Consider the following 15910-nt stretch of genomic DNA (forward strand, 5'->3'; position numbering starts at 1 on the left):
GATTATGCAACGATTTATGCTACTTCTGGACCTAAAAAACGAATCTAAACTTATTCAAACCTATGAAAACTATCATCAAAACATCCCCGCAGAAATTGCGGAGAGTATTCGTGCATCCGGAATTGAATCCATGGAAATTTACCGCTTTGAAAATAGACTAGTCATGGAAATTGTGGCCCATGACCACTTTAGTTTTGAGGAAAAAAGTAAATTAGATGCTTCCAATGAAAAAGTGCAAGCCTGGGAACAACTCATGAGTCAATTTCAAGAAATCATACCCGGAACTCCGCAAGGAGAAAAATGGGTGTTAACCAAAAACATATTTAAATTATAATTTAAAACTATTTTAATGTCCCGTTCTTATTTACAAATACACCCCTTAGATAATTTACTTGTTGCCCTAACTGACTTAAAAGCTGGAACGATCATCCATCATCAAGGACAAGAGATAATATTGAAGGATGATATTGCCGCCAAACATAAATTTAGCACGCTAGATATTCCAAAAGGACAAACAGCCACCATGTACGGAGTATTGGTGGGCGTGGCTACACAAGATATTCCGAAAGGAGGACTAATCCATACCTTTAATTTGCACCATGCATCTCATGATTTTGTGGGGAAGCAAAAAGAATATACTTGGGCGGCTCCTAATGTAGATCGTTGGAAAAACAAAACTTTTAAAGGATATCACAGACCAGATGGTCAAGTTGGCACGCAGAACTATTGGTTAGTAATTCCTTTGGTATTTTGTGAAAACCGAAATGTAGAATTATTGAAAAATGCCTTTATCAAGGGATTAGGTTTTCAAAAAAACGATCCATTTACCGATCAAGTTATTGAATTAAAAAAACAATTAGAAAGCGGTCAGGAGTTAAAAACCAATGAACTTAAAGTTTCCTTTAAAGGTGAGTTACTTCAAAAATCAGCTTCATTTCCTCAGGTAGATGGTATTAAATTTTTACGTCATGAAAGTGGTTGTGGAGAAAGCAAGGATGACTCAGACATGCTTTGTGCCTTATTGGCAGGCTACTGTGTCAATCCCAATGTAGGTGGTATCACCGTTTTAAGTTTGGGATGCCAACATTCTCAAATTGAGACTTTTAAAAATACATTAAAGGAAATTGACCCGAATTTTTCTAAACCCATTCATTTCTTTGAACAGCAACAAGATGAGGGTAGTGGCGTAGAAAATTTATTAAGCGAAGTTATCTTAAAAACCTTCCAAGGTTTGGTAGAAATCAATAAAATTAAGCGTAGTGATGCTCCCTTATCAAAACTTCGTTTAGGCGTTAAATGTGGAGGATCTGATGGTTTTTCAGGTATATCAGCCAATCCTGCTATAGGACATACAGCAGACTTGCTAGTTGCCCTGGGCGGAACAGTCATGATAGCTGAATTTCCAGAATTATGCGGAGTAGAACAAGAATTACAAAATCGTTCTGTGAATGCCACAGTGGCTGATAATTTCGGCAAATTAATGCGTGAATACGCTAAAAGAGCTGAAGCAGTAGGAGCAGGATTTGATATGAATCCTTCACCGGGTAATATCAAAGATGGTTTAATTACTGATGCCATTAAATCGGCAGGAGCTGCCAAAAAAGCAGGTACATCACCCATTGTTGATGCCCTAGGTTATGGCCAATATGCCAAAAAACATGGCTTAAATTTAGTTTGCACTCCTGGAAATGACGTATTGGCTACTACAGGAATGGCTGGAGCTGGTGCTACTGTACAATTATTTACAACAGGCTTAGGAACTCCAACAGGTAATCCAATTAGTCCGATGGTAAAATTATCAACCAATACTCGTTTAGCAGAAAAGCTTCCAGAAATCATTGATATAGATTGTGGGCCTATTATTTCTGGTGAGAAAACGGTAGAAGAAATGGGTGAAGAAATATTGGATTATGTCATTCGTTTAGCTTCAGGTGAAATCAATACCAAAGCCATGGAGCTTGGGCAGGATGATTTTATGTTCTGGAGAAGAGGAGTTTCATTATAAAAATTTCACGCTATGATATTTTCATTAAAAAATAAAAAGGCTGTTGTAACAGGTGGTGGATCTGGCATAGGAAAGGCAATTTCATTACTATTCGCAAAACAAGGAGCGGAAGTTCACATAATAGACTTAGAAAATCCGGGGTCCCGTCAAACGGAAAAAGAATTAAAAAGTATCTCAAGTCTATCGAAACTCCATATCATTAATATTACCCACTTAGAAGCAGTAAAAAACCTAGCGGCTGATTTGGGAACAGTAGATATTCTAATCAACAATGCAGGTATTGCTCAAATTGGGAATTTGGAAAATACCACCTCTGAAGGATTTCAATCCATTTTTGATGTGAACGTAAAAGGGGCTTTTCATTGTATGCAAGCTTTTATTCCGGGTATGTTAGAACAATCCCAAGGAGTAATCGTTAATATGGCCTCAGTGGCCGCATCCGTAGGAATACCTGATCGATTTGGTTATTCCATGACCAAGGGAGCCATTAGATCCATGACCCAATCGGTGGCAAAAGATTATGTTAAACTTGGTATTCGTTGCAATTGCATTTCACCAGGTAGAGTTCACACACCCTTTGTGGATGGATTTATCGCAAAAAATTACCCTGACAAACAAGAAGAAATGTTTGCAAAATTATCTGCAACCCAACCCATTGGTCGAATGGCTCAGCCAGAAGAAATTGCTCATTTAGCTTTATATTTATGTTCAGATGAAGCATCTTTTATCACGGGTTGCGACTATCCAATAGATGGCGGTTTTACCTATTTAAACAATTAAATTAAATCACATGAAAAGTAAGTTGATTTTATCCATAGCCTTATTAATGGCTTCATTAAGTTCATTTAGCCCAGCAAATCCTATTAAAATTGTTTTCTTTGGGGATTCCATTACTCAAGCTGGAGTGTCCAAAACGGGTTATATAACCCAATTGCAAGGTATGCTTGCTTCACAAGGCATTGGAGATCAATATGAACTAATTGGCGCTGGAATAGGTGGTAATAAAATTTATGATTTATACCTGCGCCATGAAGAAGATTTACTCGCAAAAAAACCTAACATAACGGTTATTTATATTGGAATAAACGATGTTTGGCATAAAACATCCTCTAGAACGGGCACTGATGCCGATAAATTCGAACGTTTTTATAACGCTTTGATCAAGAAGGTGCAAACAGCTGGTAGTAAGGTTGTAATATGTACACCCACCGTCATTGGGGAACGTTATGATGCGACCAACGAAAATGATGGAGATTTAAATCGATATTCAGATATCATTCGACGAATTGCAAAAAACAATAATTGTTCATTAATAGACCTACGTAAGGCCTTTTTGACGTATGAGCAAAACAATAATCCAGAGAATAAAGAATCCGGCATTTTAACAAGTGACCGTGTTCATTTAAATGAGTCTGGAAACAAGTTTTTAGCTGAAACCATGTGGTCTGTTTTAAAAGATATTAAATAATACTCTCTAAAATTATATTATGAAATTAGTACGTCTAGGAGATCTTAATAATGAAAAACCAGCGGTTTTAATCGATGGTAAATATTTTGATGTAAGTCCATATTTTCAAGATTTCAATGAATCCTTTTTTGAACAAGGAGGCCTAGCTAAATTAGAAAATGTTCTTCAAAATGAAATTTTGGAAGAAATACCTAATCCTAAGAGAATAGGATCTTGTGTAGCTCGTCCTTCCAAAATCATTTGTGTGGGTTTAAATTATGCTGATCACGCCAAAGAAACTGGTGCAGCTATACCAACCGAACCTATATTATTTTTTAAAAGTACCTCTGCCTTAAGTGGACCATTTGATGATGTAATCATTCCGAAAAATTCAGTAAAGACAGATTGGGAAGTAGAATTTGCCATTGTCATTGGGAAAAAAGCCTCCTACGTAAATGAAGAAGATGCTTATGACTATGTGGCTGGATATTGTTTACACAACGATGTTTCAGAAAGAGAATTTCAATTAGAAAGAGGAGGGAACTGGTCAAAGGGCAAAGGTTGCGATACTTTTGCACCCTTAGGACCCTTTTTGGCTACCAAAGATGAGATTCTGGATGTACATAATTTAAACATGTGGTTAGATATCAACGGTCAACGTTTTCAAACAAGTAATACGAAACAATTGATTTTCAACGTTCCACAAATAGTTTCCTACATCTCCCAATTCATGACATTATTACCAGGAGATGTCATTTCGACAGGAACTCCACATGGCGTTGGTTTAGGATTAAATCCACCTGTATTTTTAAAACCAGGGGATGTCATGACATTAGGAATGGATGGTTTAGGAGAACAAAAGCAAAAGGCTATTGCCTATACAGCGTAAAAATGATCGATTCGCATCAACATTTTTGGAATTATCAACCAGAAAGAGATACCTGGATTACGGACGACATGGCCAAAATTCAGACTGACTTTTACCCCAATGAAAGTCAGCTTATTTTTGAAAAAAATGGTATCGAAGGTTGTATCGCTGTGCAAGCTGATTCATCTGAAGAAGAAACACTTTTTTTGCTGGCTTTGGCTGAGCAAAATGATTTTATCAAAGGTGTGGTTGGATGGACAGATTTACAAAATGACCATCTAGAAAGTCGTTTGGAATATTTTTCTCAATTTGAAAAATGTGTTGGTTTCCGACATGTCATTCAAGGGGAGAAAGATCCTTTATTTTTTCAAAGACCACAATTCATACATGGAGTTAAACAATTAGCGGCATTTGACTTTACTTATGATATTTTAATTTACCCACATCAACTTAAAGAAAGTGTACTTTTTGCTCAAAAATTAGATAATCAAAAACTAATTTTAGATCATTTAGCTAAACCGCCATTTAAATCTAAGAATCTAAGTGAGTGGAAAAAAGATATACAAGGCTACCAAAAATTGGAACATGTGTTTGCGAAAATTTCAGGATTAGTAACAGAAGCAGATTGGACATCTTGGACTAAAGATGAAATCAATGAGGCGATAGAGCACGCCTTAGAAGTTTTTGGACCGAAAAGATTGGTTTGGGGTTCCGATTACCCTGTAGTATTAGTAGCTTCAGATTTAGAAAAATGGTTGGGAGTATTTCAAGAGAGTATTTCTAACTTATCTGAAACAGAACAATCAGATATTAAATTGAATAATTGTTTAGCTTTTTATCAAGTAGAACTATAATGAACCTAGGACTTAAAGAAAAAGTAATCATTGTTACTGGCGGTGCCAAAGGAATTGGCGAAGGAATTAGTCAATCATTAGCTTTAGAATCAGCTATGGTGGCCATCGTAGGAAGAAATAAAGAGGATAATGAAAGGGCCATTGCCAAAATTCAAGCTACAGGAGGACAAGCATTTTCCTTTGTAGCCGAACTAAGCCGTCCTGAGGAATGTGAGCGCGTGGTAGATGAGGTTTTTAAATTCTTTGGTCGCATTGATGGATTAGTGAATAATGCAGGCATCAATGATGGTGTAGGTCTAGCTTCAGGGAGTTACGAGAAATTTATGCAATCCTTGCACTCCAATTTGATACATTATTACCTCATGGCTAAGGCTTGCCTCCCACATTTGATTCAATCCAAAGGTGCTATCGTGAATATTGGTTCTAAAGTGGCAGAAACGGGTCAAGGGGGTACTTCTGCTTATGCAGCTGCCAATGGAGGAAGAAATGCCTTAACCCGTGAATGGGCTGTTGAATTATTGAAAGATGGAGTTCGGGTAAATTCGGTCATCGTGGCAGAATGTTATACTCCTTTATATGACAGGTGGTTAAAAACGCTTCCTAATCCTGAAGAAACCTTAGCATCCATTACTGAAAAAATACCATTGGGTAAACGCATGACTACGCCTGAGGAGTTGGGTGATATGGTTACTTTTCTAATGTCTAAAAAATCAAGCCATACAACTGGTCAATTAATTCATGTTGATGGTGGATATACGCATTTAGACCGTGCATTAATTTAATATGAACCTGAATAGTAAGCTTATTCAAAGTCCAGGATTAATTGTCTTTCCTGAAAAGGTAAAACACAACATTTCTTATGTACTTAATTTAGTAGGAGGCAATCCAGATCGATTGAGACCTCACATTAAAACACATAAGACAAAAGAAGTGAATGATTTGCTCCTAGCAGCAGGTATTAAAAAATTCAAATGCGCTACGATAGCTGAAGCTGAATTATTAGCCTTATCCAGTGCCCCTTCCATTTTATTAAGCATGCAGGCCACTGGGCCTTATATTCTTCGTTTGGCTGAATTAGTACAAAGGTATCCAGATAGTCAATTTGCCTGTTTGGTAGATGATTTTGAAGCGGCCAAGTCTATTTCTAAGGTCTTTGAAAGCCGCCAACAAAGTATTCATGTATTTATCGATATTAACGTAGGAATGAATCGGACAGGAATCATTCCCACAAAGGCAGCGTCTTTAATTCAACAAATAAAAACTCTTCCTGCCTTACATATCCAAGGACTTCATGCCTATGACGGCCATATTCGGGATTTAAATTTAGCCGATAGGAAGGAACATGTTCAACGAGATTTTGTTGAATTTGAGGCATTAACGCAATCCATTTCCACTGAATTCCCCAACTTAGAATTATGCGTAGGGGGAACACCTAGTTTTTTAGTGCATCACCAAAATCCTAAGTACGTGTGTAGTCCAGGTACTTTTGTTTTTTTTGATGCAGGTTATGCAGCTCTTTATTCTGAAAATAGCCTTTTACCAGCGCTTTACCTTGTCAGTAGAATCATTTCAAAACCTAGTAAAACTACTATTTGCTTAGATTTAGGACATAAATCCGTTGCTGCAGAAAATTCCATTGAAAACCGTGTTCGCTTCTTAGACCATCCTGAATGTAAACTCTTGAGTCAAAGTGAGGAACATGGAATTGTGGAAGTTAATGATTCAGATACCTTTGAAATAGGTGAATTATTTTATCTAATTCCTTACCATGTTTGTCCAACCGTAGCTTTGCATTCTCATTTACAAGTAATTGACAGAGGAGAATTTACAGGTTTATGGGAAGTAAAGGCCAGAAACAGAAAAATCAATATTTAAGATGCTACTATTCGATGCTCATTTAGACCTAAGCATGAATGCCCTAGAATGGAATCGTGATTTAAGGTCTTCCTTACAAGAAATCAATGAGAGGGAAAAGGGAATGACAGACAAACCCGATCGAGGGAATGCAGTGATTTCATTAGATGAAATGAGGAAAGGAAATATTGGTATTGTGGTTGCCACACAAATTGCTCGGTATGTAGATAAAAATTCCACCTTGCCTGGTTGGCATTCTCCAGAACAAGCCTGGGCTCAAACCCAAGGGCAATTAGCCTATTATCAAGCATTAGAAGCTTTGGGAGAATTAAGTCCCATTCGTAATTGGGCTGAATTACAGGCTCACCTAAACTATTGGAATAATAGTCAGGAACCTAAAAAGAAGATTGGTTATATCTTAAGTCTAGAAGGAGCCGATTCCATCATCACGGTAGATCATTTGGATATTGCCTATAAGTATGGATTAAGAGCTTTAGGTCCAGCACATTATGGCCCTGGAAGATATGCTCAAGGCACCAATGCCACCGGAGGATTGGGAAAAGATGGCAAAGCATTATTGGATAGAATGAAGCAATTAGGCATAATTCTTGATGCTACACATCTTTGTGATGATAGTTTTTGGGAAGCAATGGAACATTACGATGGTCCTGTATGGGCTAGCCATCATAATTGTCGGGCTTTGGTTGACCATAACCGACAATTCACCGATGAGCAATTTAAAGAATTGATTCGCAGAGGAGCTGTGATTGGTATGCCCCTAGATGCGTGGATGATGGTTCCCAAATGGGTTAGGGGAGTATCAACGCCATTGAACATGCGGGTCAGCTTAAATACCATGATTGATCACTTGGATCATATTTGCCAAATAGCAGGAAATACCAACCATGTTGGTTTAGGAACTGATTTAGATGGAGGATTTGGAACCGAACAATGTCCATACGACATACAATCCATTGCAGATCTGCAAAAAATCCCTGATTTGCTCAGTAAAAGAGGATATTCCCACTTGGAAATCGAAAAAATATGCCACAAAAACTGGATTTCCTTTTTAGAAAAAAATTGGAAGTGATGTAAATAGTGTTTGTCATCAATCGATGGTAATCACATCGCCCAGTATGCATGCTTGTCTTACCTAAATTAAGGCAATAATAGACAAAAAAGCTCTCTCACATTCTACTTTACTTCGGAGGTATTCCCACGGAAGTCCAACCACCATCGATTACTAAATACTGACCTGTAATGTGTTTCGATTGAGGAGAAAGGAAAAAGAGGGCTGCATGAGCAATATCTTCCACAGTAGCCGGATAACCCATCGGAGTAATGGCAGACCATTCTTTTATATAATCCTGATCAGAAAGCGTCCTTTCCGTTAAAGTTGCTCCCGGACTAATGGTATTAATTCGAATTTTAAAAGGGGAGAGGTCTATCACCAAATTCTTAGCTAATTGATTTAATGCCGCTTTAGTCATTCCATAAGCTGCCAAATCAGGATGAGCCTGATGACCCGTAACGGATGACATCAATAAGATACTTCCTCCATTTCCTGCATTACGCAATTTCTTTGCCACCAATTGAGCCAAAAAGAAAGTCCCTTTAATATTAATCTTGAGAATTTGATCCAAAGATTCTGGTGTATAGGACCAAAAATCACCAAAGGTGGTAATACCAGCATTACACACACATCCAGCCAATGTACCTGGGGTTTCATCCACCAAGGAACCTAATTCGTCTAAAAACTCCTGTGAACTTGAATCGGCACAAATACAATAAAACTGATACAAACCTAGGTGATGTAATTGGGTTTTAGCCTTCTCAATTTGTTCTGAATTGATATCATTCCAAATTACATAGTCTCCTTGAACTAAAATAGACTTAACTATCTCAAATCCAATACCTTGTGCCGCACCAGTAACAATATACTTTAACATATTTATAAAAATAAAAAAGGGCTTTAATCTCCAGTAAAGCCCTTTACAAATGATAAATTAATGTGAATCCCTCGTAACCACAGAGCCCGAGCCTCCTTTAAGAAAATCAAAATCGGCACCTTCATGAGCTTGAGAAACACGATCTATGAATAAACCTACATAGCCACGAATATGGGCTTGAGCTTGAAATGGCTGTGCTTTTTTACGCGCCTCTAATTCTTCATCAGACACTTCCCAGTGAATTGAGCGATTATCTAAATCCAGACTAATAAAATCTCCATTTTGAACCCAGTTTAATGGTCCTCCAGCGGCAGATTCAGGTGAAACATGTAATACCACTGTTCCAAATCCTGTACCACTCATTCGTCCATCAGAAATGCGTACCATATCTTTTACGCCCTTTTCCAATAGCTTTTTGGGAATACCCATATTTCCCACTTCTGCCATACCTGGATAACCCTTGGGTCCCACATTTTTCAAAACCATGACAGAGTTTTCATCAATTTCCAAATCAGGTAGATCTACTCGAGCATGATAATCTTCAATATTCTCAAACACCACAGCTTTTCCACGATGTTTAAATAACTCTGGAGATGCCGCACTTGGTTTAACTACGGCACCATTTGGCGCCAAATTTCCTTTTACTACAGCAATACCTGAATCCGGTTTAAATGGATTATCCATAGTCGATATAATGTTGGAGTCATATATCGGTGTATTGGCAATATTTTCACCTACAGTTTTACCATTGACTGTTATAATTCCCGTGTGTAGGTATTCTTTCATTTGATTCATCAATGCGGGTAAACCTCCTGCATAGTATAAATCCTCCATAAAATGCACTCCAGATGGCTGAATATTAGCTAATAATGGAATTTGCTTAGAAAACTTATCAAAGTCATTTAAATCCAATTCTACCCCGATGCGACCAGCTATGGCCAACAAGTGAATTACAAAATTGGTAGAACCACCCGTAGCCGCATTAACCCGAATGGCATTTTCAAATGCTTCCCGACTTAAAACCTTCGATAGTTTTAAATCTTCCTTAACCATTTCAACAATTCTCCGACCCGAATGCTGTGCTAAAACTTTGCGGCGTACATCTGCTGCTGGAATGGCAGCATTTTGAGGTAAACTTAGACCCAAGGCTTCCACCATTGTAGCCATGGTTGAGGCCGTTCCCATCACAGCACAGTGGCCAGGAGTTCGAGCCATACAAGCTTCTGCTTCAATGAATTCTGCTTGAGATAATTCACCTAATTTATAGGCTTCTGCAAAACGCCAAACATCCGATGTGCCAATCTCTTTTCCTTTAAACTTCCCCTTCATCATAGGTCCACCGGAAATAACCAAACTAGGTAAATCTACACTGCAGGCACCCATTACCAGGGAAGGGGTCGTTTTATCGCATCCGCACATTAAAACCACACCATCAATGGGATTAGCTCGGATAGATTCCTCTACATCCATACTGGCCAAATTACGGTATAACATGGCAGTAGGCTTAATCAAAGTTTCACCTAAAGACATCACAGGAAATTCAACCGGAAATCCGCCTGCTTCAATAACACCTTTTTTTACAAATTCAGCTAATTCTCTAAAATGAGCGTTACAAGGTGTTAATTCAGACCAAGTATTACAAATACCAATGACAGGTTTACCTTGAAAATAATCATCAGGAATACCCTGATTTTTCATCCAAGCCCGGTAAATAAATCCATCTTTACCTGTCTTACCAAACCATTGTTGCGATCTTAATTTTTGCTCACTCATTGTCGAATTTTTTCTAAGTCTAACGTTTTGTTTAATACAAAGCTTCGGTCTATGCCAAAACTATAATAACATGATCTTCTTCCTTCAGTTAGGTCTGCGTAGGGATCATGATGAAAATCAAATGTCCTTACAATATAAGATTTATCTACATGTAAACTATCATTTCCTGCGTAGCCAAAGTTTTGACGACCTTTTAATGCAGGAAAATCAAAGGATTTAATTCCTCCTTTGTCGTATTCAAAAGCAAATATTTTTCTGTTTTTACCCTTTTTTAGCAGTAGCCAAAACTCTGGCTTCATATCTCCATTCAAATCGGTGGATAGTATTTGATGAAAGGTAAAATCAGCTAAATTCTTGGTAAAAATTCGTTGATTACTTTTGCTGATTTGTAATGATACCTGGCTTGATTGCTGCTCAACCCTTGCTTCAAAGTCCTCTATTTTTGTAACCATATAAGTTTCCTTATCGGTTTGCTCAATTTTTGGAACTCCATGTAAAGAATCTTGATAGCGCTGTAATAAATCCATCTCCTCTAAGCTAGAAGCTGAAATCTGTTCGTTTTCCTCTTCTTTTTTGACATAAATAATGAGCCCAATAAGCAGAGATAATACCAGCAAAAAAAAGGTAAATCGAATTATTTTAATCATCTAATCGCGACAAATTGGCAATAATCGTACAAGCTTCTTCTACCTGTGAAAAAGGGCAAGCAAAATTCAAACGTATGAAATTTTTACCTTTAAATTGTTCACCCCGCAATACATGAAGACCATTTTCCAATAGACGTTCTGGTAAATCACCCCAGGAAGCATCATAGGAAATCCAAGCTAAATAGGTCGCTTCCAATGGCAGCATATCCAATCCTTTTTGACCTTGAACGAAATCATACAAAAAATCATGATTCTTTTTTAAATAAGATAATAACTGGGACAACCAATTAGAGCCGTGCTGGTAGGTTGCCGACATAACATCAATACTATGTCGACTGAGCATAGGCATGTATCCTAAGGTCTTTTTGAAAAAAGCATCTCTGGTTTCTTTGTGTGGAATGATGGCTACGCATCCACCCAAGCCTGCTGTATTGAAAGCCTTGGAGGTGGCGAAAAAGCTAATGGAAGGAATATCCTCGATAAATTTCCCGATACTAATATGGTTGGATTGAGGATAAATACGTAAGTCAGCATGGATTTCATCAGAAATAATCATACAATCATATTGTCTACATAAGTGAACAATTTGTTGAATTTCTTCCTGATTGAAAACCGTCCCTCCGGGATTATGAGGGTTACAGAAAAGAAACACGCCAGGTTTTTGCTTTAAAGCTTCCTCAAAAGCTATAAAATCATAGCTCCAACGTCCATTCTTTTGTACCATAGGAAAGGTAATTAATGGTCTACCTAACCAAGTGGGTATTAAATGAAAAGGATGATATACAGGCACGGCCGTCATCACCCCTCGGGTTTCAGAGGCAAAAATATCACAAGCCAAGGTTATCCCAGGAACAATTCCCGGTAGCCAAACCTGCCAATCTAGCTCAGTTTCCCATTGGTAATCTTCTTTTAATTTTTTTTGAGCTAATAATTTCAATGAATCAGGTACAAGAGAATAACCCAATACTCCATGCTGGGTAATTTTATCTAAAGCTTCCAAAATCTCATCGGCCACAGCAAACTCCATATCAGCTACAGGCATAGGCAACATCGCTTTGCCATTATACAAAGGATTATCCCACTTATAACTTGCCGTATTTTTACGATCAATTACTTGATCAAAGTCGTATTTTTTCATTTAATAAAATTAGGTCTAAAAAGCTGAATGCCAAGAAAGGAGGGATGTGATTTCAAGTAATCCACTAAATTCTTATCGGATATACAAACTTTTTTTTGCTTTTGAGATGCATGCAAAAGATGCCAATTTCCCTTTCGAAAAGTAAGAAAACCTGTATGTTGAACATCCAAATCGTTTCTTTTAGAAACAAAGGAAATAATGTCACCTTCTTTTATGCCACTGAGTATATTTTTTACCTTGGCCGAGGGGATATAGCCAAATGAACTAATCCTCAGTTGCGCTTCTACTTGTTCTAAAGCCGCAATTGAAATGTTTTTTTGCTTATTCTGGTAATATTTAGACAAAAATGTGAAGGTCTTTTTAATTTCCAATGTTTCCGACGAAGGAATACGAATGACCATTCGATCACGTATTAATTGCTCCATGGCAGAAGTAAAATAATGATTTCTAGTTTCAAATCGTATGTCTTTTGGATCAGAATACCTCCAATAAATTAAGTGCTTTCTAAATAAAGAATCTTGTCCTTTCGATGCATATAATGCCATCACATTTTCAATAAAAGTGACACAATCAAAATCCTCTAGGGAAAAGTAAATTTTTTCAGGATTTTCAGAGGATAAAGCGTTGGCTATATAGGGTTTACCTATAAAATACTCCGCCAAAATCACATGATTCTGATTTTTTTGAGCCAAAGAAATTCGACTTTGCAAATCCAAAGGAATCCATTTTTGTTGGGCCCAAGTCAATTGACAAAACAAGCTGAAAACTAACAAAAAAATTAGCCTCATAATCCTATTAGAAATTTAAGAAATAGTAAAAATATACACACTATTGGGAGGTAATATGGACTTATCTGCCTTTTTGCTTGTGTTTGAATACATGGGAGGAACAAAAGCTTGCCTTAATGTTAAGTTACAACTGGTGATTTCCATCATATCCATGGCAAGTTGGGGAATATGAACTTGAACTGGAAAGTCATGCTGAGAATCAAAATTACATACAATCAATAACCTTTCATTGGCTATATAACGAAGAAATGAAAATACTTTTCGTTTTGGATAGGAATCGGGTTGAGCATACTGTAAATCAAAAAAATGACCCTTTTGAATGGCAGTATGTTTATGCACAAATTGGAATAAATCCATATAAAAACCATCTAATTGCTTTTCTAGACTAGACAATAATTTACCATCAAATTTTCCACCATTCATCCACCTCTGATGGCTTTCTACCCGCCAAAAATCAAACATGCTCGTCCGGTCCTGGGCTTGATTGAAGCCTTCCACTTCATTGGCTTGTTCTCCAAACTCCTGACCCATGTACAACATAAGTGGACCATGATGTAAACAGGCAGTAACAACCATAGCAGGAATGGTGGACCATAAATTATGTTGAGCAAAACCTGGACTATTGATTCTAGTTTCGTCATGATTTTCCAAAAACCGTAACATATGCTCTGAAAATTCTCCCGATTCTTGTTGCCATACCCGAGTAATATCCTCCACGGTAGCCTCAGGCCTTTCTTCCATTAATCTTCTCAAAGCATCATATAAACCTACTTTATCATATAAATAATCAAATCCTCCTCTAAAAATATAATCTTGATAGCGGTAGGGTTGATAAATTTCTGCAATGAAAGTTACCTTGGAGTTAATTGATTTAATTTTAGGTATCACATAAGACCAAAATTCAACAGGCACCATTTCCGCCATATCACAACGGAAGGAATCAACCCCTTTATTTGTCCAATAAACGAGTACATCCAATAATTTTAGCCAAGTGTCAGGGATAGGATCGAAATGATTTTTTTGATCTTGCTGAAAATCGATCCCATAGTTTAATTTAACTGTTTCAAACCAATCATCTTTGGACGGCTGGGCCGAAAATACGTTGTTTCCACTGACTTTCGCTGGAATTTCAATGTAGGGTATTGTATAAGGAACCGGTACTTCTAAACCCTCTGGCACAGAAAACTTTGTCCCAGGTAGATAGTAAAAGTTATTATTCGGATCAAAGGCCTTATCTACCTGATCATGTACACCAAAATCGAAAACACCTTTTGGCTTTTTATCTGAATAATATTGACGAGCTAGGTGGTTGGGAACAAAATCCAAAATTAGAAATAAACCTGCCTGATGTATTCTTTTTAACATTTCCTCAAATTCTTCCATTCTTTTGGCAGGATCTGAAGCTAAAAATGGATTGACATCATAATAATCTTTGATGGCAAAGGGAGAGCCTGCTCTTCCTTTGACTACAGAAGGATGATCTAGAGGAGAACCATAGGCTGTAAAATCCTCCATGGTAGCATGTTCAATGATGCCTGTGGCATAAATATGGGTAAATCCTTTTTTAGCTAAAGCCTCCAAGGCTTTCAAAGAAACATCCTTGAATTTAGTTACCCCGTTTCTTTGGCAGGATCCATGATAAACTAAATCTGTATTGGTATTACCCCATAAATGAAACATCATTTGATAGACAATAAATTTATGGGAGCTATTTTCTTTCATTTGAATAAGGTGTAATCAAAACCTAAATTATGGGTAATAGGTTGGTATAATTCTAATTTAAATAAAGTTAATTTATTCACCAAATACAAGATTAAAGCCTCAAATAAGCCAAATTTCGCTTTTTAACCAGCAGGAAAACTTGTATTTTTGATCAATAGCATAAACTTTAAAATTATAAAATGAAGTATAAGGCCTGTCTTTTTGACTTAGATGGCGTACTCGTAGATACTGCAGTATATCATTTTCAAGCTTGGAAAATTTTAGGAAAGCAATTTGATTTTGAGTTAAGTCATCAACAAAATGAAGAACTCAAAGGTATCTCTCGCGTGGAGTCACTAGAAAAAATATTGCATTGGGCCAATTTTCAGGCTACCGAAAAACAAAAGGAAGCTTGGCTTCTAGAAAAAAATGAGACATACCTCAAGTTAATCTCACATATGAATCCCAGTGAAATTTTGCCAGGAGTTCTCCCATTTTTGGCTCAATTAAAGGATCAAGGATACCTCATAGCCTTGGGATCTGCAAGTAAAAATGCCAAAATCATCTTAGAAAAAACAGGCTTAATTACTTGGTTTCAAGCAATTATTGATGGTAATAGTGTTTCTAAAAGCAAACCCGATCCGGAGGTATTCCAAAAAGGTGCCGAGGCTTTAGGCATTTTGGCAGCTGAATGTATTGTTTTTGAAGATGCTCAAGCAGGAATTGATGCAGCCAAAGCAGGCGGGATGAAAGTAGTGGGAATAGGGTCTTCTGTAGTTTTACATGGCGCAGATAGAATCATTACATCCTTTACAGACATTCAAGCCACCGAATTATTAAGCCTTTAATGTAATCCAGTTTTTTTAATCTACTCCAATTAGATTTC

At 37.2% G+C, this 15910-nt stretch carries 16 protein-coding genes; 10 read left to right on the forward strand and 6 right to left on the reverse strand.

Annotation, left to right across the window (positions count from 1 at the left end):
- Positions 1–4 precede the first annotated feature (4 nt).
- From SKC36_RS02185 to SKC36_RS02225, 9 genes are read left to right on the forward strand one after another with little or no spacing between them, the layout of a single operon-like run.
- A complete protein-coding gene (locus SKC36_RS02185; protein WP_459452897.1) occupies positions 5–334 on the forward strand; it encodes an L-rhamnose mutarotase in 330 nt (109 codons plus the stop codon).
- Positions 335–349: 15 nt separating this feature from the next.
- Positions 350–2005: a UxaA family hydrolase gene (locus SKC36_RS02190; protein WP_459452898.1), complete on the forward strand. Its 1656-nt coding sequence runs from the start codon at positions 350–352 to the stop codon at positions 2003–2005.
- Positions 2006–2020: 15 nt separating this feature from the next.
- The gene (locus SKC36_RS02195; protein WP_459464736.1) at positions 2021–2785 is read left to right on the forward strand and encodes an SDR family NAD(P)-dependent oxidoreductase; all 765 of its coding nucleotides are present in this window, start codon (positions 2021–2023) and stop codon (positions 2783–2785) included.
- A gap of 10 nt (positions 2786–2795) precedes the next feature.
- Positions 2796–3473, forward strand: a complete 678-nt coding sequence (locus SKC36_RS02200; protein WP_459452899.1) for an SGNH/GDSL hydrolase family protein — start codon at positions 2796–2798, stop codon at positions 3471–3473.
- Positions 3474–3492: 19 nt separating this feature from the next.
- Entirely contained in the window at positions 3493–4341 is an 849-nt protein-coding gene (locus SKC36_RS02205) for a fumarylacetoacetate hydrolase family protein (protein ID WP_459464319.1), read from the forward strand.
- A 2-nt stretch (positions 4342–4343) separates the two neighbouring features.
- On the forward strand, positions 4344–5174 hold the full coding sequence (locus SKC36_RS02210; protein WP_459464321.1) for an amidohydrolase family protein: 831 nt from the start codon (positions 4344–4346) through the stop codon (positions 5172–5174).
- Positions 5174–5956, forward strand: a complete 783-nt coding sequence (locus SKC36_RS02215) for an L-fucose dehydrogenase (protein ID WP_459464323.1) — start codon at positions 5174–5176, stop codon at positions 5954–5956. The genes SKC36_RS02210 and SKC36_RS02215 overlap by 1 nt, the downstream gene beginning before the upstream one ends.
- A 1-nt stretch (position 5957) precedes the next feature.
- Complete coding sequence (locus SKC36_RS02220) at positions 5958–7049, forward strand: D-TA family PLP-dependent enzyme (protein WP_459464325.1); 1092 nt, start codon at positions 5958–5960, stop codon at positions 7047–7049.
- A gap of 1 nt (position 7050) precedes the next feature.
- Positions 7051–8118 (forward strand): dipeptidase, encoded by a 1068-nt coding sequence (locus SKC36_RS02225; RefSeq protein WP_459464327.1) that lies wholly within the window; start codon positions 7051–7053, stop codon positions 8116–8118.
- Between the two features lie 109 nt (positions 8119–8227).
- On the opposite strand, the gene SKC36_RS02230 is transcribed toward SKC36_RS02225, so the two are convergent.
- From SKC36_RS02230 to SKC36_RS02255, 6 genes are read right to left on the reverse strand one after another with little or no spacing between them, the layout of a single operon-like run.
- Entirely contained in the window at positions 8228–8977 is a 750-nt protein-coding gene (locus SKC36_RS02230) for an SDR family NAD(P)-dependent oxidoreductase (protein WP_459464328.1), read from the reverse strand.
- Positions 8978–9034: 57 nt separating this feature from the next.
- Positions 9035–10750 carry an IlvD/Edd family dehydratase gene (locus tag SKC36_RS02235; RefSeq protein ID WP_459452906.1) on the reverse strand — a complete coding sequence of 572 codons (1716 nt, stop codon included), beginning with the start codon at positions 10748–10750 and terminating at the stop codon, positions 9035–9037.
- The gene (locus SKC36_RS02240) at positions 10747–11397 is read right to left on the reverse strand and encodes a hypothetical protein (protein ID WP_459464330.1); all 651 of its coding nucleotides are present in this window, start codon (positions 11395–11397) and stop codon (positions 10747–10749) included. The genes SKC36_RS02235 and SKC36_RS02240 overlap by 4 nt, the downstream gene beginning before the upstream one ends.
- Positions 11390–12535, reverse strand: coding sequence for a MalY/PatB family protein (locus tag SKC36_RS02245; RefSeq protein WP_459464332.1), 1146 nt, complete (start codon positions 12533–12535; stop codon positions 11390–11392). The genes SKC36_RS02240 and SKC36_RS02245 overlap by 8 nt, the downstream gene beginning before the upstream one ends.
- On the reverse strand, positions 12532–13323 hold the full coding sequence (locus tag SKC36_RS02250) for an N-acetylmuramoyl-L-alanine amidase-like domain-containing protein (RefSeq protein ID WP_459464334.1): 792 nt from the start codon (positions 13321–13323) through the stop codon (positions 12532–12534). The genes SKC36_RS02245 and SKC36_RS02250 overlap by 4 nt, the downstream gene beginning before the upstream one ends.
- A 15-nt stretch (positions 13324–13338) precedes the next feature.
- Positions 13339–15045: an alpha-amylase family glycosyl hydrolase gene (locus SKC36_RS02255; protein WP_459464336.1), complete on the reverse strand. Its 1707-nt coding sequence runs from the start codon at positions 15043–15045 to the stop codon at positions 13339–13341.
- A gap of 179 nt (positions 15046–15224) precedes the next feature.
- Between SKC36_RS02255 and pgmB the strand changes: the two genes are divergently transcribed.
- Complete coding sequence (pgmB, locus tag SKC36_RS02260) at positions 15225–15872, forward strand: beta-phosphoglucomutase (RefSeq protein WP_459464338.1); 648 nt, start codon at positions 15225–15227, stop codon at positions 15870–15872.
- Positions 15873–15910: the final 38 nt, after the last annotated feature.

It is taken from the genome of Aquirufa sp. OSTEICH-129A (assembly GCF_054558355.1).